Annotated in this window: 19 protein-coding genes; 10 read left to right on the top strand and 9 right to left on the bottom strand. The window is 69.2% G+C overall.

From position 1 onward, the window contains the following. Nucleotides 1-45: 45 nt before the first annotated feature. Genes KIH31_RS07805 through KIH31_RS07795 form a run of 3 tightly spaced genes read right to left on the bottom strand, consistent with a single transcriptional unit; the run spans nt 46 to nt 3155 of the window. Nucleotides 46-909, bottom strand: coding sequence for a carbohydrate ABC transporter permease (locus tag KIH31_RS07805; protein WP_214426525.1), 864 nt, complete (start codon nt 907-909; stop codon nt 46-48). Continuing rightward, nucleotides 906-1877: a carbohydrate ABC transporter permease gene (locus tag KIH31_RS07800; RefSeq protein ID WP_214426524.1), complete on the bottom strand. Its 972-nt coding sequence runs from the start codon at nt 1875-1877 to the stop codon at nt 906-908. The genes KIH31_RS07805 and KIH31_RS07800 overlap by 4 nt, the downstream gene beginning before the upstream one ends. Nucleotides 1878-1937: 60 nt before the next feature. Continuing rightward, nucleotides 1938-3155, bottom strand: coding sequence for a sugar ABC transporter substrate-binding protein (locus KIH31_RS07795; protein WP_214426523.1), 1218 nt, complete (start codon nt 3153-3155; stop codon nt 1938-1940). A gap of 353 nt (nt 3156-3508) precedes the next feature. Here KIH31_RS07795 and KIH31_RS07790 point away from each other — a divergent pair, with 353 nt between their 5' ends. Continuing rightward, on the top strand, nt 3509-4546 hold the full coding sequence (locus tag KIH31_RS07790; protein ID WP_214426522.1) for a LacI family DNA-binding transcriptional regulator: 1038 nt from the start codon (nt 3509-3511) through the stop codon (nt 4544-4546). A gap of 142 nt (nt 4547-4688) precedes the next feature. Here KIH31_RS07790 and nirD read toward each other — a convergent pair whose 3' ends face one another. Next, entirely contained in the window at nt 4689-5105 is a 417-nt protein-coding gene (gene nirD, locus KIH31_RS07785; RefSeq protein ID WP_214426521.1) for a nitrite reductase small subunit NirD, read from the bottom strand. 256 nt (nt 5106-5361) lie between these two features. Between nirD and nirB the strand changes: the two genes are divergently transcribed. The 3 genes from nirB to KIH31_RS07770 are packed head-to-tail and all read left to right on the top strand — an operon-like array spanning nt 5362 to nt 10166. Further along, a complete protein-coding gene (gene nirB / locus KIH31_RS07780; protein ID WP_214426520.1) occupies nt 5362-8025 on the top strand; it encodes a nitrite reductase large subunit NirB in 2664 nt (887 codons plus the stop codon). A 3-nt stretch (nt 8026-8028) separates the two neighbouring features. After that, nucleotides 8029-9039: a uroporphyrinogen-III C-methyltransferase gene (gene cobA, locus KIH31_RS07775; RefSeq protein ID WP_214426519.1), complete on the top strand. Its 1011-nt coding sequence runs from the start codon at nt 8029-8031 to the stop codon at nt 9037-9039. Next, the gene (locus tag KIH31_RS07770) at nt 9036-10166 is read left to right on the top strand and encodes a uroporphyrinogen-III synthase (RefSeq protein WP_214426518.1); all 1131 of its coding nucleotides are present in this window, start codon (nt 9036-9038) and stop codon (nt 10164-10166) included. The genes cobA and KIH31_RS07770 overlap by 4 nt, the downstream gene beginning before the upstream one ends. 26 nt (nt 10167-10192) lie before the next feature. Here the strand turns inward: KIH31_RS07770 and KIH31_RS07765 are convergent, their stop codons facing one another. Further along, on the bottom strand, nt 10193-10384 hold the full coding sequence (locus KIH31_RS07765) for a hypothetical protein (protein ID WP_214426517.1): 192 nt from the start codon (nt 10382-10384) through the stop codon (nt 10193-10195). 241 nt (nt 10385-10625) lie between these two features. Here KIH31_RS07765 and deoC point away from each other — a divergent pair, with 241 nt between their 5' ends. Next, nucleotides 10626-11306, top strand: coding sequence for a deoxyribose-phosphate aldolase (deoC, locus tag KIH31_RS07760; RefSeq protein WP_214426516.1), 681 nt, complete (start codon nt 10626-10628; stop codon nt 11304-11306). 28 nt (nt 11307-11334) lie between these two features. Beyond that, nucleotides 11335-11550 (top strand): hypothetical protein, encoded by a 216-nt coding sequence (locus KIH31_RS07755; RefSeq protein WP_214426515.1) that lies wholly within the window; start codon nt 11335-11337, stop codon nt 11548-11550. Nucleotides 11551-11679: 129 nt separating this feature from the next. Here the strand turns inward: KIH31_RS07755 and KIH31_RS07750 are convergent, their stop codons facing one another. The 3 genes from KIH31_RS07750 to mfd form a co-directional block, all read right to left on the bottom strand. Next, entirely contained in the window at nt 11680-12486 is an 807-nt protein-coding gene (locus tag KIH31_RS07750; protein ID WP_214426514.1) for a type IV toxin-antitoxin system AbiEi family antitoxin domain-containing protein, read from the bottom strand. Between the two features lie 211 nt (nt 12487-12697). Next, nucleotides 12698-13456 (bottom strand): hypothetical protein, encoded by a 759-nt coding sequence (locus KIH31_RS07745; RefSeq protein WP_214426513.1) that lies wholly within the window; start codon nt 13454-13456, stop codon nt 12698-12700. 124 nt (nt 13457-13580) lie between these two features. After that, nucleotides 13581-17156, bottom strand: coding sequence for a transcription-repair coupling factor (gene mfd / locus KIH31_RS07740; protein WP_214426512.1), 3576 nt, complete (start codon nt 17154-17156; stop codon nt 13581-13583). Nucleotides 17157-17350: 194 nt separating this feature from the next. On the opposite strand from mfd, the gene KIH31_RS07735 reads away from it, so the two are divergent. The 4 genes from KIH31_RS07735 (at nt 17351) to nhaA (ending at nt 21320) form a co-directional block, all read left to right on the top strand. Then, nucleotides 17351-18898 carry an SDR family oxidoreductase gene (locus KIH31_RS07735; RefSeq protein WP_214426511.1) on the top strand — a complete coding sequence of 516 codons (1548 nt, stop codon included), beginning with the start codon at nt 17351-17353 and terminating at the stop codon, nt 18896-18898. Then, nucleotides 18889-19386: a DUF2505 domain-containing protein gene (locus tag KIH31_RS07730; RefSeq protein WP_214426510.1), complete on the top strand. Its 498-nt coding sequence runs from the start codon at nt 18889-18891 to the stop codon at nt 19384-19386. The genes KIH31_RS07735 and KIH31_RS07730 overlap by 10 nt, the downstream gene beginning before the upstream one ends. Before the next feature lie 3 nt (nt 19387-19389). Beyond that, nucleotides 19390-19611 carry an SCO4848 family membrane protein gene (locus tag KIH31_RS07725; RefSeq protein WP_214426509.1) on the top strand — a complete coding sequence of 74 codons (222 nt, stop codon included), beginning with the start codon at nt 19390-19392 and terminating at the stop codon, nt 19609-19611. Nucleotides 19612-20027: 416 nt separating this feature from the next. Continuing rightward, nucleotides 20028-21320 (top strand): Na+/H+ antiporter NhaA, encoded by a 1293-nt coding sequence (nhaA, locus tag KIH31_RS07720; RefSeq protein WP_307857579.1) that lies wholly within the window; start codon nt 20028-20030, stop codon nt 21318-21320. Between the two features lie 7 nt (nt 21321-21327). Here nhaA and KIH31_RS07715 read toward each other — a convergent pair whose 3' ends face one another. After that, nucleotides 21328-22374, bottom strand: coding sequence for a glycosyltransferase family 4 protein (locus KIH31_RS07715; RefSeq protein ID WP_214426507.1), 1047 nt, complete (start codon nt 22372-22374; stop codon nt 21328-21330). Between the last annotated feature and the right edge of the window lies 1 nt (nt 22375).

Below are 22375 nucleotides of genomic sequence, written 5' to 3'. Positions count from 1 at the left end.
TGTCTCCTTCTGTCTGACGGTTGCCTGTTTCCGCACCCGGCGGAACTACTTGACGGCGCCGCCGAGCGCGCCGGCCGCAATGTACTTCTGTGCGATGACGAGCAGCACCCCCGCCGGGATGGATGCGATCACCGCCGTCGCCATGACCGGTCCCCACTGGGACACGTTGGCGCCGAGATAGTTGTAGATGCCCAAGGTGATCGGGCGGACGTCCGGGGTGCTGGTCAACGTCAGGGCGAACAGAAAATCCCCCCAAGCCCCGAGGAAGGCGAACAGCGCCGCCGTGATGATCGCGTTCTTGCTGATCGGCAGAACGATCGAGACGAACGCGCGGAAGTTGTTCGCGCCGTCGACCAGGGCCGCCTCGACGAGGGTCGACGGGATTGAGGTCATGAAGGCGCGCATCAGCAGTATCGAGAACGGGATCTGCGCCGCGCTGTCCGCCAGGATCAGGCCGATGTACGAGTTCAGCAGGCCGAGGCTGTTGAAGAGCGTGTAGAGCGCATTCGCGATCACGATCGTCGGGATCATCTGCGTGATGAGCAGAACGAACACGAATCCGGTCATCCCCCTCATCTTGAACCGTGCCAGCCCGTACGCGGCGGGCGTAGCGACGGCCAGGGTCAGCACGACGGTGCTCACCGAGACGATGAGGCTCGTTAGGAGGTTCCCGCTTTGTTGTTCGAAGGCGGCCTGGTAGCCCGCGAATGTGGGATGGATCGGGAACCAGTCCGTGTTCACCGCGCCCGAATTCGCCTGCAGGCTGCTGTTGATCATCCAGTAGACCGGGAAGACCATGATGGCCAGGAAGACGACCCCCAGCACGGTCATGGGCCATTTCCGCGAGGGCCGGTTGCGGTCCTTTCGCACCGCGCCCGGCGCGTGGATCGGTTGCGTCGCCGTCGTCATTCGTCGACCTCCTTACGGGTCATCGAGAGGTACACCAGGGCGAAGACGAGCGAGACGGCGATCAGCAGGTTGCTGACTGCGGCGCCCTGGCCGAACAGGAACTGCACGAACGAGCTCTGGTACGCCCACGTCGCAAGCGTCTGCGTCGAATTGGCCGGTCCCCCGCCCGTAAGGCCGAGGATGATGTCCACCACCTTGAGCGTGTAGACGACGCCGAGGACGACGACGACCCCCACCACCGAGCGGATGCTCGGCCACGTGATGTACCGGAATGCCTTCCACCCCACCGCACCGTCCAGCGACGCCGCTTCGTAGAGTTCCTCCGGCACGGCCTGCAGGCCGCTGTACAGGATGGTGGTGTTGAACGGGATTCCGAGCCAGATGTTCACGCCGATCACGGCGACCAGCGCCAGGCTGGGGCTCACGAGCCACGGCACCGGGCTGATGCCGAAGAGGCCGAGGAACTGGTTGAGCGCTCCGGAGCCCTGGTCCAGGATCCACTTCCACACCGCCGCGGACGCAATGAGCGGAAGCAGCCAGGGCAGGAGCAGGAGCGAGCGGAGGAACCCGCCGAGCGGGAAGTGCCGCTTGAAGAACAGCGCGAGCACGAGGCCGATCGCGAACTGGCACACAATCGAGCCCACCGTGAACAGCGCGGTGTTGAGCACCGTCGTCGTGAACAAGGGGCTCGTGAAGACATGCACGTAGTTCGCGAAGCCGACCCACGGTGCCTCGCCGGTGTAGAAGGTGGTGGTCGTGTAGTCCTGCAGCGACATCATCACGTTCTGCACGATGGGGTAGCCGAAGAAGACCAGCACGAAGAGGACGGCCGGCGCGACGAAGAGCCACCGGGCCACGTAGCGCCCGATGCGGGGCTTGCGCCGCGGCTCGGTCCCGCCGCTGACCGTGCGGCGGCGCCCTCGGTCGAGGCGGCTGTCCACCGGGGTCATATCACTCACTGAGGTCATGTCACGCTCCTTTGCGGATCGGGTACCGGGGGCGGGAGAGCCCGCCCCCGGGGGCCCGCTCTACTTGTTCTGCGCCTGTGCCTGCTGGAGGGCGTCCGCCGGCGAGGCCTTGCCCGTCAGGGCGTCCTGGACTGCCGTGTAGATGGCGGTCGCAGCCGTGGGCCACTTCGAGCCGAGTTCCGCCGTGCGCGCGCGAGCCGTCTTCACCGTCTTGACGAAAGACTCCACCTGCGGGTGGGACTTCGCCCAGTCAGCTGCCGCCGCTTCCTGGGCCGGGACGTTGCCCGAGACCCCTGCGATCTTCACCTGCATCGCCGGCGTGTTCATGCAATCGACGAACTTGGCCGCCAGGCCCATCTTCGTCTTGTCGCCGGTCTGCGGGACGTTGAAGGTCTCGCCGCCGAGCGGGGAGACGATCTGCTGGTCGCCCGTGCGGGTCGGGATCGGCACGCTCGCGAAGTTCAGACCCTTCTTGGCGTTGAGCGCGGGCAGCTGCCACGGGCCGTTGATCATCATGGCGGCCTTGCCGGCGAGGAACTGGTTGTTGACATCCTGCTGGCTCCACGTGACCGAGCTCTTCGACATCGAGCCGTCGTTCTGGAGGTCGACGTCGAGCTGGAGCGCCTGCCGGGCACCCGGGCTGTCCAAGCTCTTCTCGTCGCCGCCGTTAGTCCAGAAGAACGGCAGGAACTGCCACGTCCCCTCGTAGGTGTTGATGTTGCTCATCGCGAAGCCGTAGACGCCCTTGCCCGGATCGGTGAGCTTGGACGCGTCCGTCTTGAGCTCGTCCCACGTCTTGGGAGGCGTGATGCCGGCGGCCTTGAGCATGTCAACGTTGTAGTACAGGGCGATCGAGTTGATCACTGGCGCCAGGCCGTAGAGCTGGCCGTTGTACGTGCCCGCATTCACGACCGAGGGAACATCACCGGCCGGCGCGCTGACGCCGAAGTCCTTCAGTGGCGCGAGCGCGCCAGTCGCGGCGATCTGCTGCACGTCCGGGTTGTCGAGCATCAGGACGTCGGGCAGGGTCCTCGACGAAGCCTGCTGCAGGACCTTCGCGATCAGCGCCGCGCCGGCCACATGCACTGGATTCACGTTCACGCCGACCTGCGCCGCACAGTCCTTGTAGAGCGGATCGTACGTGGCGGTGTAATAGTCCTCGACCGTCAGCGTCTGCTTCCCGCCCGAGGCGGCGCTGGATCCCGATGAGCAGGCAGCCAGCGCGAGGGCGACCGATGCCGCTCCGGCGAGCGCCGCGACGACGCGTGAATTCTTCACAGAAAGCTCCTTTGCTTCGTTGCTGAAGTTCAAGGGGTGTCCCGCCTACCGAGTGCCTCCTCCGGAACTGAGCCGAAGTCGGCAAAGGCGGACGCCCCCTTGAGGTGTTCTCGTGTTCCGCGCGGCGGGCCGCTCGGGGTTGGACTATCAGAAGAGAAAATTGGTCAAGCGCTTTACCGAACTTTCCAAGAACCCTAGGGCCTTGGTGCCGGTGAATGGTTGTAATCCTCGTCACAGGCGCGGGGCCAAGTCAAGCGCTTTACCAAAATAAGTGAAATACTGTCCCCAGGAGCGGCGCGAAACAGCGCGGCCGAAGCAGCGGAAGAGGCCGGATCATGGTCACCATGCAGGACGTGGCAGCTCGGGCGAACGTCTCGATCGCGACGGTCTCATTCGTGGTCAACGGCACCAAACCGGTCTCTCAGCAGACCCGGGAACGGATCACCAAGGCGATCGAGGAACTCGGCTACCGCCGCAACGCCATGGCCAGGGCACTGGCCAGCAGGAAGTCGCGGACCATCGCTCTGATCTATCCGCTCCTGGAGCACCACAACCATCACAGCTTCGTCGCCTCGGCAGCAGCCGCAGCCGAGGAACGCGAATACCATCTCGTGCTCTGGCCCATCCACAGCGGCAACGCGACGGCAGAAATCGCATCCCTGGTCCAGACGGGAATGGCCGACGGGGTCCTCCTGATGGAGGTGCAGCTCGAGGACGAACGCGTGAACTATCTTCAGCAAGCCAAAGCACCGTTCGCGCTCATCGGGCGCACCCGCGAGCTGACCGGCATCGACTATGTCGACATTGACTTCGAGCATTCAACCGAGACCGCGATCGAGCGTCTCGCCGCGCTCGGCCACACGAACATCGCCCTCGTCATCGAGGACTTCAGTCGAACTCCGCTCGCCCAGTACAGCCCCCCGGTCAGGGTCGAGGAGGTATTCCGCACCGTCATGTCAACCAAGAGGCTGAGCGGAACTGTATTCCGTGTCTCGCACGACACCTCGGCGATGATGTCGCTGGCGGATGACATCTTGGGGACTGACCCGGAAACCACGGCGATCATCGCGATGCACGACGAAGCGGCGCTCGCCCTCGTGATGGCACTGCCAGAGCGAGGCATGCAAATACCGCAGGATATCTCGATCGTCGGCATCGCCTCGGCAACGACCATAGGTGCGGTAATGCATCCGCCGCTCACCACTTACGAGGCACCGGGCGCTGCGCTCGGCAGACTCGCTGCCGAGGCACTGATCGCCAGGCTCGAGGGCGGAGGCGGTCCGCCCACGCAAGTGCTTGTCCCATGCCCTCCTCACCTGGGGGCTTCCGTTGGTCCTGCCCCTTCGCAGGCACGCATTGAGGCGAAGGCCGAGGCAGCAGACTCGCCGTGATTGCCGGTAACCTCCGAGGGCGGCGGAGCAGGTCCCTCCCGGAGCTCAAGGACCTGCCGGCGATCCTGCCCGGTTCGGCGACGATCCTGCCCGGTTCGGCGACACTGACGCGTCCGCGGTCAAGCTTCGGGCATCACCAGGGTCATGCCGCCGCCTCCGCCTCCGCTCCCAGGGAAACCTGGATCCACCCGTCGGCCAGGCGCACGGCGAAGGTGGGCAGCCGCAGGGACGGGTCGGTGTAACACTCCCCTGTCGCCAAATCGTAGACCTGCTTGTGCAGCGGCGAGGCAATCGTGGGCCGGTCGCCCCGGGAGCCGACGATGCCGCGCGCCATCACTGCCGCCGCCGTGGCGGGATCGCGCTGGTCGACCGCGTAAACCTCAGGACCCGCCAGCTTGAACAGCGCCACCTGCACGCCGTCCACCAGGGCGGCCTCTCCCCACGAGTCTTCGAGGTCCTCGGTCCGGCAGACCCGGTGCCACAGCCGGGGTGCGCCCACGCCGAACGGTTGGTGCGCAGCGCGTCCCCAGGGCGTCGTCTCAGTCAAGGTCTCCGTCATTGTGCTGCCTTTCCGCGAGGTTGCCGGCTTTCCGCGAGGGTGCCGGTCTCCGCGAGGGTGCCGGCATGCTCCAACGCTAGGAGCCGGATGTTTCACCGCTGTCGGGAGGCAGTTTCGGGTCGGTAAAGAACACCTCACACGCCGCCGGGGCTCGTCCGTGAGCGAAGTTAATGGGAGGTTACCTCGCCGAAATGTGGGCGAAACGGCCGATTCCTAGGCTGGACGCACACGCTGACCGACGTGAAAGGCAACGGCCATGGCGATTCACCCTGTTTCTTCACCGCCCCCGGAGGGCACCCGCAGAATTGTGGTGGTGGGCGGCGGTCCGGCCGCGCACCGCTTCGTGGACGCCCTGGGCGCCCGGGACGGCGCCGGCAGCTTCGAGATCACGGTGCTTTCCGAGGAAGAGTGGTTCCCGTACGACCGGGTCGCGCTCTCCTCGGCTCTGGCCGGGGAAAAGGACCTCACCCTCGGCGCGCCCGGGTTCTGGGACCGGCCGGGCGTACTGCTGCGTTCCGGCCAGCGCGTCACCGCGGTGGACCCCGGGGGCCGCCGGGTGCGCACCGCTGCCGGCGAGACCGTCCCCTATGACGAACTGGTGCTCGCCACCGGTTCCGACGCCGCGCGGCCGCCGGTGCCCGGAGCGGATTTGTGCCGTGTTTACCGGACGCTCGACGACGTGCGGCAACTGGCCGCCGATGTGCCGCGGCTCGCGGCGGAACTCGGCAGGCGCCCCCGCGCCGTCGTCGTCGGCGGAGGCCTGCTGGGGCTGGAAGCGGCCGGCGGTCTGCAGAAGCTCGGCGCCGACTCCGCCGTCGTCCATTCCGGCAAGTGGCTCATGTCGGCCCAGCTCGACGAGGGTGCCGGGCAGGCCCTCGGCCGGCTGATCGAGGCGCAGGACATCACGCTGCATCTTGGTGTCCGGCCCAGCGCCTTCCACTTCGACGGACCCTCCGACGGGCCCTCCGGCGGGAAGGGAACGGGAGCACGGGCGACCGGGGTGGACCTGACCGACGGCTCCCGGCTGGACGCTGATCTGGTGGTCCTGGCCATCGGCATCACCGCCCGCGACGAGCTCGCCCGCGACACCGGCCTGGCCGTGGGCCCGCGCGGAGGCGTGGTGATCGACGCCGGCTGCGCCACCTCCGCCCCGCACATCTGGGCGATCGGCGAGGTCGCGAACTTCGACGGCCAGTGCGTGGGCCTCGTCGCCCCGGCCAACACGATGGCCGAGGTCTGCGTGGACCGGCTGCTCGGCGGCAGCGCGACCTTCCCCGGCTTCGACACCGCCACCAAGCTCAAGCTCTCCGGCGTCGACGTCGCCAGCTTCGGCGACGCCTTCGGGGCCACGGAACACTGCCTGGAGATTGTCTACGCGGACCCGGCGCGCGGGCTCTACCAGAAGATCGTCACCACCCGCGACGCCCGGACCCTGCTCGGCGGCATCTTCGTCGGCGACGCCGGCCCGTACACGACGCTGCGGCCTTTCCTCGGCCGCGAACTCGCCGCCGAGCCCGGGGCCTACCTCTCCGCTGCGGGGGGTGAGGCGCCGGAAACCGACCTGCCGGACGACGCGATCCTGTGCTCCTGCAACAACGTCGCCGTCGGCGGCATCCGGGACACGATCCACGCCGCCGGCAGCTGCGAGGGGGAGGCGCCGGTGCAGGACCTGGCGGCGCTGAAAGACTGTACCCGCGCCGGCACCCAATGCGGCTCCTGCGTGCCGATGCTCAAGAAGCTGCTCGAAACCGAACTGACCAGGTCCGGCATCGCCGTCTCCAAGGCCCTCTGCGAGCACTTCCCGATGTCCCGGCCCGAACTCTTCGAAGCCGTCCGTGTCCTGGAACTGTCGTCCTTCGAGGACATCCTGGCCCGCTTCGGCACCGGCGAGGTGGCCACGGCCGGCCGCGGCTGCGACATCTGCAAGCCCGTGGTCGCCTCCATCCTGGCCAGCCAGCGCAACGAGTACGTGCTCGACGCCGGCCGCGGGGCGCTGCAGGACACCAACGACCGTGCCTTGGCGAACATGCAGAAGAACGGCACCTATTCGGTGGTGCCGCGCATCCCCGGCGGCGAGATCACCCCGGAGAAGCTGGCCGTGATCGCCGCCGTCGCGCAGAAGTACAGCCTGTACACCAAGATCACCGGCGGCCAGCGCATCGACCTCTTTGGCGCGCGGCTGGAGCAGCTGCCGGAGATCTGGAAGGAACTCGTCGACGCCGGCATGGAGTCCGGGCAGGCCTACGGCAAGAGCCTGCGCACGGTGAAGAGCTGCGTCGGTTCCACCTGGTGCCGCTACGGCGTGCAGGATTCGGTGGGCATGGCGGTGCAGCTGGAGCTGCGCTACCGCGGCCTGCGCAGCCCGCACAAACTCAAGGTCGGCGTCTCCGGCTGCGCCCGCGAATGCGCCGAGGCCCGGGGCAAGGATGTCGGCGTCATCGCCACCGCGGACGGCTGGAACCTGTACGTCGGGGGCAACGGCGGTGCCACGCCGGCCCACGCCCAGCTGCTGGCCAAGGACCTGGATGACGAGACGCTCGTCCGGTACATCGACCGCTACTTCATGTACTACATCCGCACGGCCGACCGGCTGCAGCGCACGGCCCGCTGGCAGGAAGAGCTCGACGGCGGCCTGGACCACGTCAGGGACGTCATCGTCAATGACTCCCTCGGCATCGCCGCGGACCTCGAAGCGGCCATGGCCCGGCACGTGGACAGCTACGAGGACGAATGGGCAGCCACGCTTAAGGATCCCGAGCGGTTGCGCCGTTTCCGGTCCTTCGTCAACGCCCCGGACGAGGCCGATCCGACCATTGTCAGCGTCCTGGAGCGCGGGCAGCCCCGGCCCGCCACCGCCGAAGAATCCGCCGCCGGCCCGGTGCACCTGAGCGGCCCCGTCATCCCCGTCCGAAAGGCCTGACCGATGCAGCTGACCCTTGACCTCACCGGCCGCAGAGTGCTTGTCGCCGGCTCTCCCGCGGCCGCCCGACGCGCCGTGCGCCGGTACCTCGCCGCGGGTGCGGCCGTGGCGGAGATCGGCGCGCCTGCCGGGTTGCGGCCGGACCAGCTCGACGGGACCGCTTTGGTGTCCCTTGTCGATGACGGGCAGGACTGGGCCCCGCTGGCGGCGCGCTGCGCCCGGGCAGGCATCCCGGCGACCCGCGAAGCCGCCGCTGCCCCGGGAGGCGCGGTCACCCTGGTGGGAGGGGGCCCCGGCACCGACAAGCTGCTGACGGCCGCGGCCCTCGACGCGCTGCGGGAGGCCGACGTCGTCCTGTTCGACCGGCTCGCCCCGCACGCGAACCTGGACCGGCTCGCCCCCGGTGCCGAGCTGGTCGACGTCGGCAAGCGTCCGGGCCACCACCCCCTGGGCCAAAGCGCCATCGAGGACCTGATGGTCGCCCGCGCGAAGGCCGGGGATCATGTGGTGCGGCTCAAGGGCGGGGACCCGTTCGTCTTCGGCCGGGGCGGCGAGGAAGTGGACCGCTGCCGCTCCGAGGGCCTGCCCGTGACCGTCGTCTCCGGCGTCACGAGCGCCATCTCGGTGCCCGCGGCGGCCGGCATTCCCGTGACCTACCGCGGCGTGAGCCACCTGTTCACGGTTGTCTCGGGCCACGCACCGCTGACCGACGACGAGCACCGGCACCTGGCTGGCCTCGGCGGCACGATCGTGGTGCTGATGGGGGTCAACACGCTGCCGGACCTCACCGCGGGGCTGCGCCGCTCGGGGATGCGGCCGGACATGCCGGTGGGGATCATCGAGCGGGGCTACAGTGACTCGCAGCGGACCACCGTTTCCACCCTGGGAGGCATCGTCACGGCCGCCGGCGCCGCGCGCTGCAAGTCCCCCGCGGTGCTGGTCGTCGGCGACGTCGTCCGGCAGGCGGCGGGCTCGGAGCTGCGGACGCTGGCCGATACGCTGGCCGCATCATGACCATCCCTGCGAAGCGTTCCGTCGAGGACTTCAGCACCAGCCAGCTGGCCGGCTTCAGGATCGGCGTCACGTCCGACCGGCGCTCCGAGGACCTGATCCTGGCCCTTGAGCGCCGGGGAGCCTCGGTGCTGCACGCTCCGGCCTTGAAAATTGCCCCCGTCGAGGAGGACATCCAACTGGTTGCGGACACGCGTGCCGTCATCACCGACCTTCCGGACATCACGGTCGTCACCACGGCCTACGGCATGCGCCGCTGGCTCGAGGGCGCCGACGCGGCCGGACTCGGCGACGCGCTGGTCCGCGCGCTCGACGCCTCCTGGATCTACGTCCGCGGGCCCAAGGCGCGTGGCGCTGTGCGCGCGGCGGGCCTGAGCGACGTCGCCATCAGCGACGACGAACGCACCTCCACCCTCGTGGACATGCTCCTCGAAGAGGGCGTCGCCGGGCGCACGATCGCCTTCCAGCAGCACGGCTACACCGACGCCAGCCAGCTCGCGCGGCTGCGCGGCGCCGGGGCGAAGGTGCTCACTGTCACCCCCTACCGGTGGGTGAAGCCCGAGGGAGCCGAGCGGCTGCCACGGCTGATCGAGGCGGTCTGCGCCAGGCAGCTGGACGTGGTGACCTTCACCAGCGCCCCGGCGGTCGATGCACTGTGGAGCACCGCGCACGAAATGGGCTGCTACGACGCGCTGGTCGCCGCGATGCGCGCCGACGTCGTCCCCGCAGCGGTGGGCCCGGTCACTGCGCGGCCGCTGCAGGACGCGGGGCTGGCCCCGATCATCCCGGCGCGGTTCCGGATGGGCGCCCTGATCCGGCTGGTGTGCGAGCACCTCACGCTCCATCAGGTGCGGCGGGTCGAGACCGCCAGCGGGCTCCTGGAACTGCGCGGACGGTCCGTGATGCTCAACGGAGTCTCGGCCGACATGGCGCCCACCGCGATGGCCCTGCTGCGGGCGCTGGTGGATGCGGACGGGACGGTGCTCCCCCGGGCGGCACTCCAGCAGTTCCTGCCCGAAGCCCCCGGCGAGCACGCCCTCGATATGGCGATCAGCCGGCTGCGGCAGTCGCTGCCGGACCCGCGCCTTGTGGCCACAGTGATCAAACGGGGCTACCGGCTGAACGTGTGAAGGCGCGGGCGCCGGGCGGCTGGTTCCTAGCCCTCCGCGGGCACCGCGGGGTGCGCTGCGAGGTGCGCGGAGTGGCCGGCCGCGAGGTGGTCTTCCATAGCCTGGAACTGCTCCATCGCGCGGCTGCACTCGGCGCGGTGGTCGGGGGTGACGTTGTCATTCACGGTCCGGCGGAGCCAGGACGAAAGGGAGCGGGCGGAATTGGTGGGTACTGACATTGCGGTGCCTCCGGCGTCGTCGTTGACGGGATTGTTCCCTGCAGGATCCGCTCGGCGGGGACAGGTGCTGAAGGTACCGCTCCCCGCCGTCGCGAAGCTGTGCCTTCGACAGTAGGGGGCCGTTGCTTGAACCCTCAACACTTTGTGAGCAAGCTCGCAGGGCCGCCCCGGCGCGGAAAGGATGTGTGACAAGATGTTGCTTTCCCCCGATCCCGGGCCCGCAAAGCCGGAAAGGACCGTCATGTCGGAAATCCCGAACATCGCCTCCTACATCGACCACACCCTGCTGAAGCCGGAAGCCAGCGAGCAGGACGTGCTCACGCTCTGCGCCGAAGCCGCGCAGTACAAGTTCAAGTCGGTGTGCGTGAATCCGGTGTGGGTCAAGACGGCGCACAACGCCCTGCGCGGCACCGGCGTGCTGACCTGCGCCGTCGCCGGTTTCCCGCTGGGAGCGACGCCCACCGACGTGAAGGTCTTCGAGGCGCGCGGGGCGAACCTCGACGGCGCGGACGAAGTGGACATGGTCATCAACATTGCGGCGGCCCGGGCCGGGGACAAGGGCGCATTGGTCGATGACATCCGTGCCGTGGCGGAAGCCGTGCACGCGGGGCGGGCGATCCTGAAGGTGATCATCGAAACGGCGCTGCTCACCGACGAGCAAAAGGTCCTGGCATGCGAGGCCGCGGTCGAGGCGGGGGCGGACTTCGTCAAGACGTCCACCGGCTTCAACGGCGGGGGCGCCACCGTCGAGGACGTGGCCCTGATGCGCCGCACTGTCGGCCCGTTGCTCGGGGTGAAAGCCTCCGGCGGCGTGCGGTCCCTGGCCGACGCACAAGCTATGATTGCGGCAGGAGCAACCCGCATCGGCGCCAGTTCAGGGGTAGCGATCGTGAAGGGCCTTGAAGGCACTTCCTCGTACTGAAGCTGAGCCCAGAACTTCAGGAGGAACCTTGTCCAAGCACCCGGTATCTGATGGTGAAAACAACGTCGTCGTCAGCGCAGTGCTCTTCATTCTCTGCTTCGGCATCTTCGCCGCGGGCCTGTACGCCCTCTCCTTCATGACGTTGAGCAACCCGTGGCCGATGGCCGTCTGCCTGGCCTGCGCCTTCGTGGCTTTCGCCCTGCCGCAGCACGTCCTTGGCTGGCTGGACCGCGGCGAGCGGTAAGCCCCGCCGCGCACCCGCCTGTGCGCCAACTCTGCCCGCGGACCCCGTCCCGGAGCCGGTCACACCGGCCCGGAACGGGGTCCGCGGGCCGTTAACGGGCAGGGTTGGCGCCGGGCAGGGCTGCGCGGATCACCCGTGCGCCGGTTGCGCGAGCGCTTCCCGGACGCAGGCCAGGACATAACCGGACCGCGCCATCACCATTTCGAACGTGAAGCGCAGCACGGGCAGCCCTGCGCAGGTCAGCGAGTTCCACCGCAGCCGGTCCCGCCGATAGTCCTCGCGGGCGGAGTGGAACTCGAACCCGTCCAGCTCCACCACGACCCTGCCCTCCACCAGCAGGTCCACGTGGCCGACGCCGGGGAAATACACCTGGGACTGCACGCTGTACCCCGCCTCCATGAGCAGCCAGCGCGCGACCGTCTCCAGCAGTGACTGCGCCTGCGGGTCAATAAGCCGCGCGATGTTCCTGCCGGCCGGAAAGTCGAGCGCCCGCGACATTCCCGCCGCACTGAGCAGCCCCTTGGCTACACATGACTCCGCGATGACGAGTGCTTCCAAAGCGGGCAAGCAGTGCGCGGCCTGCCGCACCGTCTCGGGGACGTCCACGATTCGGGGCGTCCTGCCGGTCCCGTCATGCCGGTGCGGTACGAGGCTTCCCTGGCGGCCGCGGCGGACCAGCAGGTGCGGTACCTCCGGTTCGCGCAGGAGCCACAGGCCGTGCGCCCGGGCCGAGCTGAGGCAGGTCAGGCTGCCGGGCGTCACGCAGGCAGCGAGGTGGTCAGCAGGCGCGTCGGGCAGCGCGAAGCAGCCGTAGGCCGGCCGCAGCACCTGCCCCCGTTCGCAGGCGCGCCGCAGCTCAGACCGTGAGGCGCCTGCGGCCAACAGCTCACCGAGGCGTGCTGCACCGTGGAGTTGACGCAGGATCTCGACCACCATGAGCCCACCTTGGACCGCGATGGCTTCCGCCCGCACGGGCCCGGCTCAGCATGTTGCCGGCGGCAGCCGCGGCTGACCCTGTGGAGGACGCTAGCCGGCGCCCCGGTGCGCCAACTCTGCCCGCGGACCCCGTCCCGGAGCCGGTCACACCGGCCCGGAACGGGGTCCGCGGGCCGTTAACGGGCAGAGTTGGCGCCGGGCAGAGTTGGCGTCAGCCCTTGGCGAGGACTGCGTCCACGAGCTTGACCAGCTCGGGGGCCGAGCCGGGCGTGACGGCGGCGCCCATCTTGATGGCGCTCGCTCCGAGGGTGCTCTTGGAGCCGGAAACCACCAGGGTGGTCACCTTGTCGCCCGTGGGCGTGGTCTGGGTGATCAGCACCCCGGCGGAGTGGTCCCCGCTCGTCGTGACCGCCAGCGGCTGGACATGCGCCTTGAGGGTCATCCCGCCGGCCTGGACGGTGAAGTTGGAGCACTTGCTGTACATGCCGGCCATCTTGGTCGTGTTACCGGCAAGCAGCGCCGGCGACTTGGCCCCCACAGCCGAGACGACGGTCAGCGTCTCTTCCTTCATGGAGATGCTCTCGCCCGCGGCATAGGTCGTCCCTTCGGGGATGCCGTTATTGTTGGCGGCGAGGTCGGCGCAGGCGGCCGGCGTGACGACGGCGTTCTGCCGCAGCTCCTTGGCCTTGACCAGGCCCTGGTCGATCTGCGCGGCGGGCATGACCGTCATGGGCTGCCCGTTCGCGTCCTCGAGCTCAGTGATGATCGCCGCGAGCTGTTTGTTCGTGTAGGTCTTCACCGGCGTCGGTGTCGGCGTCGGAGTGGCCGCGGGCTTGGGTGTGGAATCGGTGGCGGCTTTCGTGCTGGCCCAAACGGATGCGGCGTTGCCGGTCGCTGCCCCGCCCGCGCATCCCGTCAGTGCCAGCGCTGCGGACAGCAGGATCCCTGCCGACACGTGCTTCTTGTTCAATTGTGGTCCCCCGGTTCCAGATGCAGCTGCCGGACCCCAGGCCGGCTCCCCCGCGCGTACATGACGGTTGAAACAGTAAACGATCCGGGGCGGAACGTCTGCAGATGGCTCGCGACCCGCCCGGCTACTCCTTGAAAATCGCGTCGATGACGCCCTGCGCCCATTGCAGCACCTCGGCGTCCGCCAGGTCGCGGCCGCCGATCCGGGAGGTCTTCGGCTTCGGGATCAGCACTGCGTTCAGCGCGGGCTTGACCGAGGAGCCCGGGTACATCCGGTTCAGGCGCATCGTCTTGGACTCCGGCAGTGCCGCCGGGGCGAACTTGATGAAGTTGCCCTGCAGCGCCACGTCGGTCAGACCGGCCGAGCGCGCCTGGACCCGGAACCGGGCGACGGCGATCAGGTTCACCACCGGGGCCGGCGGCTCGCCGTAGCGGTCCACCAACTCCGCCAGCACCTCGTCGATGGCCTCGTCCGTGTGGGCCGAGGCCAGCTTGCGGTAGGCCTCCAGGCGCAGCCGCTCCCCCGGAACATAGTCGTGCGGCAGGTGGGCGTTGACCGGCAGCTCGATCTTCATCTCCGCCGCCTTCTCCTCGGCCTCGCCGCGGTAGTCCGCCACGGCCTCGCCGACGAGCCGGATGTACAGGTCGAAACCGACCCCCTGGATGTGCCCGGACTGTTCCCCGCCGAGCAGGTTGCCGGCCCCCCGGATCTCAAGGTCCTTCATGGCCAGCTGCATGCCGGCGCCGAGCTCGTTGTGCGCCGCGACCGCCTTGAGCCGCTCCAGCGCCACCTCGCCCAGGGGTTTCTCGGACGGGAAGAGGAAGTAGGCGTAGGCCCGCTCGCGGCCGCGGCCGACACGCCCGCGCAGCTGGTGCAGCTGGGACAGACCGTACTTGTCCGCGCCGTCGACAATCAACGTGTTGGCGTTGGAAATATCCAGCCCTGTCTCGATGATGGTCGTGCAGACCAGCACATCGAATCGCTTCTCCCAGAAGTCCACGATGATCTGCTCCAGGCGCGCTTCGCTCATCTGCCCGTGGGCGACCTCCACGCGCGCCTCGGGCACCAGTTCGCGGATCTTCGCGGCCGTGCGCTCGATGGTGCTGACCCGGTTGTGCACGAAGAACACCTGGCCTTCGCGCATGAGTTCCCGGCGGATCGCGGCGGACGTCTGCTTGTCCGTGTACGGCCCGACGTAGGTCAGCACCGGGTGCCGTTCCTCCGGCGGGGTGGCCAGGGTGGAGGTCTCGCGGATGCCGGTGAGCGACATCTCCAGGGTGCGCGGAATCGGCGTCGCACTCATCGCCAGCACGTCCACGTTGGTGCGCATCTTCTTCAGCGCCTCCTTGTGCTCGACGCCGAAGCGCTGCTCCTCGTCCACGATGACCAGGCCCAGGTCCTTGAACTGCACCTCCTTGGAGAGCAGTCGGTGGGTGCCGATGGCGACGTCGACGGCGCCGTTCTTGACGCCCTCGGAGGTTTCCTTCGCTTCGGCCGCGGTCTGGAAGCGCGAGAGCGGCTTCACCCGCACCGGGAACCCGGAGAACCTTTCGCTGAACGTCTCGTAGTGCTGCTGGGCGAGCAGCGTCGTCGGCACCAGCACGGCAACCTGCTTGCCGTCCTGCACGGCCTTGAACGCGGCGCGGACCGCGATCTCGGTCTTGCCGTAGCCGACGTCGCCGGAGACCAGGCGATCCATCGGGATTTCCTTCTCCATGTCCGCCTTGACCTCGTTGATGGTCGTCAACTGGTCCGGCGTCTCCACGTAGGGGAAGGCTTCCTCAAGCTCGCGCTGCCACGGCGTGTCCGGTCCGAAGGCGTGCCCGCGCGAAGCCATCCGGGCCGAGTAGAGGCGGATGAGCTCACCGGCAATCTCCTTGACGGCCTTGCGCGCCTGGCTCTTGGTCTTGGCCCAGTCCGAGCCGCCCATCTTGCTCAGCGACGGCGTGTCCCCGCCCACGTAGCGGGTCACCTGGTCCAGCTGGTCGGTCGGAACGAACAGCCGGTCCCCCGGGGCGCCGCGCTTGGACGGCGCGTATTCGAGCACCAGGTACTCGCGGACCTGCTTGGCCTGGCCGGCGCCGGTGGAGCGCTGGATCAGCTCCACGAACCGGCCGATGCCGTGCTGCTCGTGCACCACGAAGTCCCCGGCCTGCAGCTGCAGCGGGTCGACGGCGTTGCGCCGCTTGGAGGGCATCCTCCGCATGTCCTTGGTGGACCCCGGGGAGGTGCGGCCGAGCAGGTCCGCTTCGGTGAGCAGCCCCAGCTTCAGGCCGTCCAGCACGAAGCCGCGGCCCGCGGCGGCGGTGGTCACCTCGATGATGCCCGGCTGCGGCAGCTCCTCCAGCGAGTCGACCCGCGCGGCCGGAATGTCGGCGTCGTGGAAGAGTTCGGCCAGGCGCTGCGCCGGTCCGGGTCCGTCCGTGGCCACGACCAGGCGCCACTGGTCGCGCACCCGGGAGCCGATGAAGTCCAGCATCTCGCCCACGTCGCCCTGGTAGCCGCGCGGCTCGCGGGCGGCGATGGTGAGAACGTCGACGTCGAGGACCAGTTCGTCGTCGGGGTTCAGCGAGGTGATGGACCACCAGCCCACCTTGTTCTCGGCCGCGGTGGCCCGGGTCTGCGCCAGCGTACGGAAACTGGCCGCCTCGAGGTCCACACCGGCAAGGTCCAGCGGCGCGGAGCCGCCGTCGGAGGCGGTGGACCAGGCCGCTTCGAGGAATTCCTCGTTGGTCGCGGTGAGGTCGTGGGCCCGGGTGCGCACCTTTTCGGGCTCGATCACGACGGCGAGCGAGCCTTCGGGGAACTGGGCGAGGAAGGGTTCCATCGAGTCCACCAGGGCGGGGGCGAGCGACTCCATCCCCTCGACGGCGATGCCGCCGGCGATCTTCTCCAGCATCGATGCCGCAGCCGGCCACTCGTGCTGCAGCTTCGCCGCGCGGGACATGACCGACGGGGTGATCAGCAGTTCGCGGCAGGGCGGCGCGTAGAGCTCCGTCGGGTGCTTGAGGCCGGGAGAGGACAGCGAGCGCTGGTCGGCGACGGCGAACCAGCGCATCTGCTCCACCTCGTCGCCAAAGAAGTCGATGCGGACCGGGTGGTCCTCAGTCGGCGGGAACACGTCGAGGATGCCGCCGCGGACGGCGAACTCGCCCCGGTGGGTCACCATGTCCACGCGGGCGTAGGCGGCAGCGGCGAGGCGGCGCACCAGGTCGCTGAACTCGACGTCGTCGCCGACCTTCACGGACACCGGTTCAAGGTCACCGAGCCCCTTGACCAAGGGCTGGACGACGGCGCGCACCGGTGCGACGACGACCTGCAGCGGCGAGCCTTCCGGGTGGGTGAGCCGGCGCAGCACGGCCAGGCGCCGGCCGACGGTGTCCGAGCGGGGCGAGAGCCGCTCGTGCGGGAGGGTCTCCCAGCTGGGGAACTCCGCGACGGCGTCGGCGGGGAGGTAGCAGCGCAGGGAGTCCACGAGATCTTCGGCTTCGCGGCCGGTCGCGGTCACCGCCAGGACGACGCCGCCGCCGGACTCCTGCAGGCCCGCAGCCATTTCCGCGAGCAGCACCGGGCGCATTCCGGACGGCGCGCCGACCTGCAGTTCGTCGCTGCGGCCGCCGAACGGCCTCGAGGCCTGTTCACGGACCCGGGAGAACGAGGTGTCCTGCTCCAGCGCGCGCCGCAGACCATTCAGACTCATGACAAACTCCCTCAGCCCCGTCAGGGCACAACACGAATACCCGAAGTTCTGCCAGAACCCCGGGATTACGCTTCCACTTTAGGCTTCCCGGCGCCCGGCCTCCAACCGCACGGCGGTCTTTTCGGCGTTGCTAAGCTGGCTGAACAAGCGCGTCCGACGGCGCGGTTCCGCCACCGTGGAGGAGGAGACCGGAGATGCCTGTGGAGGGAAATCCCGCGGAAAACCGGGGCTCAAGGACGGTACTCGTCACCGGCGCGACCGGGTACATCGGCGGCCGGCTCGTGCCCCGGCTGCTCGAGGCCGGTTTCCGGGTGAAGGTCCTCGTTCGCTCCCCGCGCAAAATAGCCGACGTCCCCTGGCACGACGAGGTGGAGGTCATCGAGGACCGGCTCGACGACGAGGAGGCGCTGCGCGGCGCCCTCGACGGGGTGGACACCTTCTACTACCTTGTCCACTCAATGGCCTCCGGGAGCGGCTTCGAGCAGAAGGAATCCGCGATGGCCCGCATCGCCGCCTCCGCCGCCAAGGCAGCCGGAGTCCGGCGGATCGTCTACCTGGGCGGGCTGCACCCGCAGAACGTCGGGCTTTCCACGCACATGCGCTCGCGCACCGCCGTCGGCGACATCTTCCTTGCCAGCGGCGTGGACTCGGTGGTCTTCCAGGCCGGCGTCGTCATCGGGTCCGGCTCGGCATCGTTCGAGATGATCCGGCACCTGGCCGAGACGCTGCCGTTCATGCCGGCGCCGAGCTGGGTGCGGAACCGGATCGAGCCGATCGCCGTCCGCGACGTGCTGTACTACCTCGTCCGCGCTGCCGGGCTCGAGGAACCGCTGAACCGGACCTTCGACATCGGGTCCCGGGAGGTGCTCACCTACGCACAGATGATGAAGGAGTACGCCGCCGAGGCCGGGCTCCCCCGCCGGCCGGTGTGGGCGCTGCCGATTCCCGCCCCGCGCCTGGCCGGACTCTGGGTCGCGCTGGTCACGCCCATTCCGCTGTCCATGTCGCTGCCGCTGGTCGAGTCGCTGCAGCAGGACGCCGTCGCCGCGGAGCACGACGTCGACCGTTACATCCCGCAGCCCGACGGCGGCCTCACCCCGTACCGCCGGGCCGTGGCGCTCGCGCTGGACAAGGAACGCGACGGGCAGGTCGAGACCACCTGGGCCAACGCTGCGGGGCTCTCCCCGGAGGCCAATCCGCTGCCCAGCGACCCGCAGTGGGCCGGGCACAAGGTCTATGTGGACGAGCGCACCTACCGCTCTTCGGTGGAGGCCAGGTACGTCTGGGAGGTGATCGAGGGCATCGGCGGCCGGAACGGCTGGTATTCGCTCCCGCTGGCCTGGGAGGTGCGCGGCTGGCTGGACAAGATCACCGGCGGCGCGGGACTGATGCGCGGCCGCCGGCACCCGCGTCACCTGAACGAGGGTGAAGTGGTCGACTGGTGGCGCGTGGAGCGCATTGACCGGGGCAGGCTGCTGCGCCTGCACGCCGAGATGCGGGCGCCCGGACGGGCCTGGCTGGAACTGTCCGTCGAGCCCTCCGGCAGCGGCAGCATCTACCACCAGCGGGCCATCTTTTTCCCCAAGGGCCTTAGCGGCCGGCTCTACTGGCTGGGCGTGCTGCCCTTCCACAGCATCATCTTCCCGGCCATGTCCCGCAACATCGCCGCGGCGGCCAAGGCACTGGCCGACGATAGGATGGAAGGCGCACCATCCCAAGACCCGGAGGAATTATGGCCCTGAGCGCTACCACCACACTGACCGCCGACGTCCAGCGAGTGACCGAAGTTTTCGTCAACGAGGACTTCCTGCGCCAAACGTCCGAGCACGTTGGCGGCCGGCTCGAATCGGTGGCTGTGGACGGCGACACCGCCGGCGCCTTCAGCACCACAGTGGTCCGCACCCTGCCCACCACGCGCCTGCCCGAGATCGCCCGCAAGTTCGTCGGGGAGGAACTCAAAGTCACCCAGGTGGAGAAGTGGGAGGCGCCCGCAGCGGACGGTTCCCGCACCACCCACATCAGCCTGAAGGTCGCTGGCGCCCCGCTGGACGTCGCGGCCGTGCAGCGCCTGGTGCCCGAGGGCGGCAGCACCCGCGTGGACCTCGAAGGCAACGTCAGCTCGTCCGTGCCGTTCCTGGGCGGGAAGATCGCCGAGGCCGCCGAGCCCATGGTCGGCAAGGCCCTGAACATCCAGTCCCAGCAGGCGCAGGCCTGGCTCGACGGGCACTGAGCCATGCAGCTGCCCGTCGCACTGTCCCTGGTGCTCATCCTCGCCGGCGTCTGGTCGCTGGTCGTCTGGCCGCCGTTCCTGCGCCGCGTCCTCAAGGACCCTCGCGCCCGGGACGAGTCCGGCAAGCCGACCCGGTTCATGACCGTGCACATCATGCTCGTGAGCATTTCGATGGTGCTCGGCCTGGCAACCGCCGTCGTCGGCCTGCGGACCCTGTTCGCCTAAGCCGCCTGGCTGAACCGCGTGGCTGAACCGCCGGGCTGAACCGCCGGGGTCCCTTATGGGACCGCGGCGCGAATCTACGGATGATGCCGTCTCGGACCCCTCCGAGGCGGCATCATCCGTCACGTCGCGGAATGCGGTGCGGCGGCTCAGGGACGACGACGTCGTTGGGACGACTGGACCTTCGCCTGGGGAGGCAGAACCGCCCGCACAGGCCCCTTCGCGCGCGGAACCGCCGCTTCACCTCCCCCGGCGCAGAACCAGCCCGCCAACCCTGCGCGAATCTACAGATCATGCCGCCCAGGGCAGTCGCGGAGCGCCCCCTCACCGGCCGGGGCCGGCCGGATAGACTGGTACCAGGTGAGCCGGGAAGTCTGGTCGGCACGACCATCAGCAACCCCTGGACCCGGAGGGCCTCCGTGAACCACCTGCGCATCTTCAGCCGCTCCAGCTACCCCGAGCATCTGCGCATCACCGAAATCCTCCGCAAGGAAACCGTCGGCGGCGCCCTGCTGCTCGCTGCCACGCTCGCTGCCCTGGTCTGGGCGAATTCGCCCTGGGCCGCAGGTTATACCGCGCTGCGGGACCTGCGGTTCGGCAGCGCCGCCCTGCATCTGGACCTCAGCGTGGGCGAATGGGCCGCGGACGGCCTGCTGGCAATCTTCTTCTTCGTTGCGGGCCTCGAACTCAAGCGCGAGTTCGTCGCCGGGGACCTGCGCAAACCCAGCCGCGCGGTCGTCCCGGTCGCCGCGGCCGCCGGCGGCGTCGTACTCCCGGCAGTGCTCTACGTGCTGGTCAACCTCGGCGCGGGCGGCGCGGTGCTGAAGGGCTGGGCCATCCCGACGGCCACCGACATTGCGTTCGCCCTGGCCGTCCTCGCCGTGATCAGCACCCATCTGCCGACGGCACTGCGCACCTTCCTGCTCACCCTCGCCGTGGTGGATGACCTGATCGCCATCGCGATCATCGCGTTCTTCTACTCCAGCGGCGTGCAGCCCGGCCTCCTCGCGCTCGCTTTCCTCCCGCTGGGCCTGTTCACCTGGCTGGTGCAGAAGCGGGTGCGCAGCTGGTACCTGCTGCTGCCGCTCGCCTTTGCCACATGGGCGCTGGTGCACGCCTCCGGTATCCACGCGACCGTCGCCGGGGTGCTGCTGGGCTTCGCCGTGCCGGTGCTGCGCAGCCGGAAAGCCGGGGGTCCGGAGGCCGGGCCCGGCCTCGCCGAGCATTTCGAGCACCGGTTCCGTCCGCTCTCCGCCGGCGTGGCGGTGCCGGTTTTCGCCTTCTTCTCGGCCGGCGTCGCGCTGGGCGGCGCGTCCGGTTTGGGCGCCGCGCTGGCGGACCCGGCCGCTGCCGGCATTGTGCTGGCCCTGGTCGCGGGCAAGCCCCTCGGCGTTTTCGGCGCGACCTTCCTCGTCACGAAGACCACCCGTGCCTCGCTGGACGAGGGCCTCGCCTGGGTCGACGTCGCGGGGCTGGCCCTGCTGGCCGGGGTGGGTTTCACCGTGTCGCTGCTGATCTCCGAACTCAGCTTCGGCACCGGATCCGCACACGGGGAGCACGCCAAGCTCGCGATCCTGGGCGGTTCGCTGGCCGCGGCCTTGGTCGCCGCCGTCGTCCTGCGGATCCGCAACCGGCACTACCGCCAGGTCGAGGAACTCGAATTGCGCGATTCCGACGGCGACGGCGTGCCGGACGTCTTCGAGGAGCGCTGAGATTCCCTCATCCCGCGGCGGCGGCACGCACCGCCGGTCCGCGCGCGAGCAGGTCGCGGTAGAGCCGCAGGTGGTCGCGGACCATCCGGGTTGCTGTGAACCGCTCCTCCACGGCCGCACGGCAGGCCCGACGGTCCAGCCGTGCCGCGCGCGGCAGCACGGCAGCCAGAGTGTCGAGATCCGCTGAGAGGTAGCCGGTGACGCCGTCGTCGACGATCTCGGGGGCCGCACCGCGGGGCGTGCCGACCACGGGAGTTCCCGCGGCGAGCGATTCGATCATCACCAAGCCGAACGGCTCAGCCCACTGGATCGGGTTCAGCAGCGCGACGGCACCGCCCAGCAGCGCGTACTTCTCGGCGGCCGTGACCTCTCCGCACAGCTCCACATCCGGCCCGAGCATCGGTTTGATGACGTTCGCGAAGTACTCGAGTTCGGTGCGTTCGCGCATCTTGGTGGCGATTTTCAGCGGGATGCCGGCGGCGCGCGCGATGCGGATGGCCTCCGCCGGGCCCTTATCCGGGTTCATCCGGCCCAGGAAGCACACGTAGCCTCCGCGCCCGTCGCCCACCGGCACATCCGAGATGTCGAGGCCATGGTGGATCACCCGGGCAAAGTCGATCGCCGGCGCGTTCGCGGCCTGGTTGCGCGAGATGGCGACGACTGCGGTCTCCTGCGCGGCGACGCGGTAGATCTCGGCCAGGTCCGGCGTCAGCAGGTTGTGCACGGTGGTTACCACCGGGGTCGCACGCGGCCGGTAGAGGTACAGCGGCCCGGCGAGCGTGTGGTCGTGGATCAGATCGACGCCGTCGAGGGCGCGGTAGGCGCGGATCACGTGGTGCAACTCGGAGCGCGTCCACCCCAGCAGGTCGGCGTCGGCCCGCTCCAGCCCGGGCACCTGCGGCACCGGGCAGCGGCTGTCCGCTGCGGCCGCGAGCAGCACCTGGTGGCCCGCGTCGGCAAAGCCGCGGGCCAGCAGGTCCACGACGGATTCGGTGCCGCCGTAGCCTGTCGGAGGCACCGGGAACCACGGCGGCGCAATGAGCCCGATCCGCATC

It is taken from the genome of Paenarthrobacter sp. DKR-5 (assembly GCF_018531425.1).
Classification (GTDB): domain Bacteria; phylum Actinomycetota; class Actinomycetes; order Actinomycetales; family Micrococcaceae; genus DKR-5.
This window is presented reverse-complemented; position numbering and strand designations above follow the sequence as displayed.

Excerpts from the sequence above, each read along its gene's own strand:
- KIH31_RS07805 (WP_214426525.1), bottom strand. The coding sequence starts at position 909 with ATGACGACGGCGACGCAACCGATCCACGCGCCGGGCGCGGTGCGAAAG.
- KIH31_RS07800 (WP_214426524.1), bottom strand. The coding sequence starts at position 1,877 with ATGACCTCAGTGAGTGATATGACCCCGGTGGACAGCCGCCTCGACCGA.
- nirD (WP_214426521.1), bottom strand. The coding sequence starts at position 5,105 with ATGACGGAGACCTTGACTGAGACGACGCCCTGGGGACGCGCTGCGCAC.
- nirB (WP_214426520.1), top strand. The coding sequence starts at position 5,362 with ATGGCGATTCACCCTGTTTCTTCACCGCCCCCGGAGGGCACCCGCAGA.
- cobA (WP_214426519.1), top strand. The coding sequence starts at position 8,029 with ATGCAGCTGACCCTTGACCTCACCGGCCGCAGAGTGCTTGTCGCCGGC.
- KIH31_RS07770 (WP_214426518.1), top strand. The coding sequence starts at position 9,036 with ATGACCATCCCTGCGAAGCGTTCCGTCGAGGACTTCAGCACCAGCCAG.
- KIH31_RS07765 (WP_214426517.1), bottom strand. The coding sequence starts at position 10,384 with ATGTCAGTACCCACCAATTCCGCCCGCTCCCTTTCGTCCTGGCTCCGC.
- deoC (WP_214426516.1), top strand. The coding sequence starts at position 10,626 with ATGTCGGAAATCCCGAACATCGCCTCCTACATCGACCACACCCTGCTG.
- KIH31_RS07750 (WP_214426514.1), bottom strand. The coding sequence starts at position 12,486 with ATGGTGGTCGAGATCCTGCGTCAACTCCACGGTGCAGCACGCCTCGGT.
- mfd (WP_214426512.1), bottom strand. The coding sequence starts at position 17,156 with ATGAGTCTGAATGGTCTGCGGCGCGCGCTGGAGCAGGACACCTCGTTC.
- KIH31_RS07735 (WP_214426511.1), top strand. The coding sequence starts at position 17,351 with ATGCCTGTGGAGGGAAATCCCGCGGAAAACCGGGGCTCAAGGACGGTA.
- KIH31_RS07730 (WP_214426510.1), top strand. The coding sequence starts at position 18,889 with ATGGCCCTGAGCGCTACCACCACACTGACCGCCGACGTCCAGCGAGTG.
- KIH31_RS07725 (WP_214426509.1), top strand. The coding sequence starts at position 19,390 with ATGCAGCTGCCCGTCGCACTGTCCCTGGTGCTCATCCTCGCCGGCGTC.
- KIH31_RS07715 (WP_214426507.1), bottom strand. The coding sequence starts at position 22,374 with ATGCGGATCGGGCTCATTGCGCCGCCGTGGTTCCCGGTGCCTCCGACA.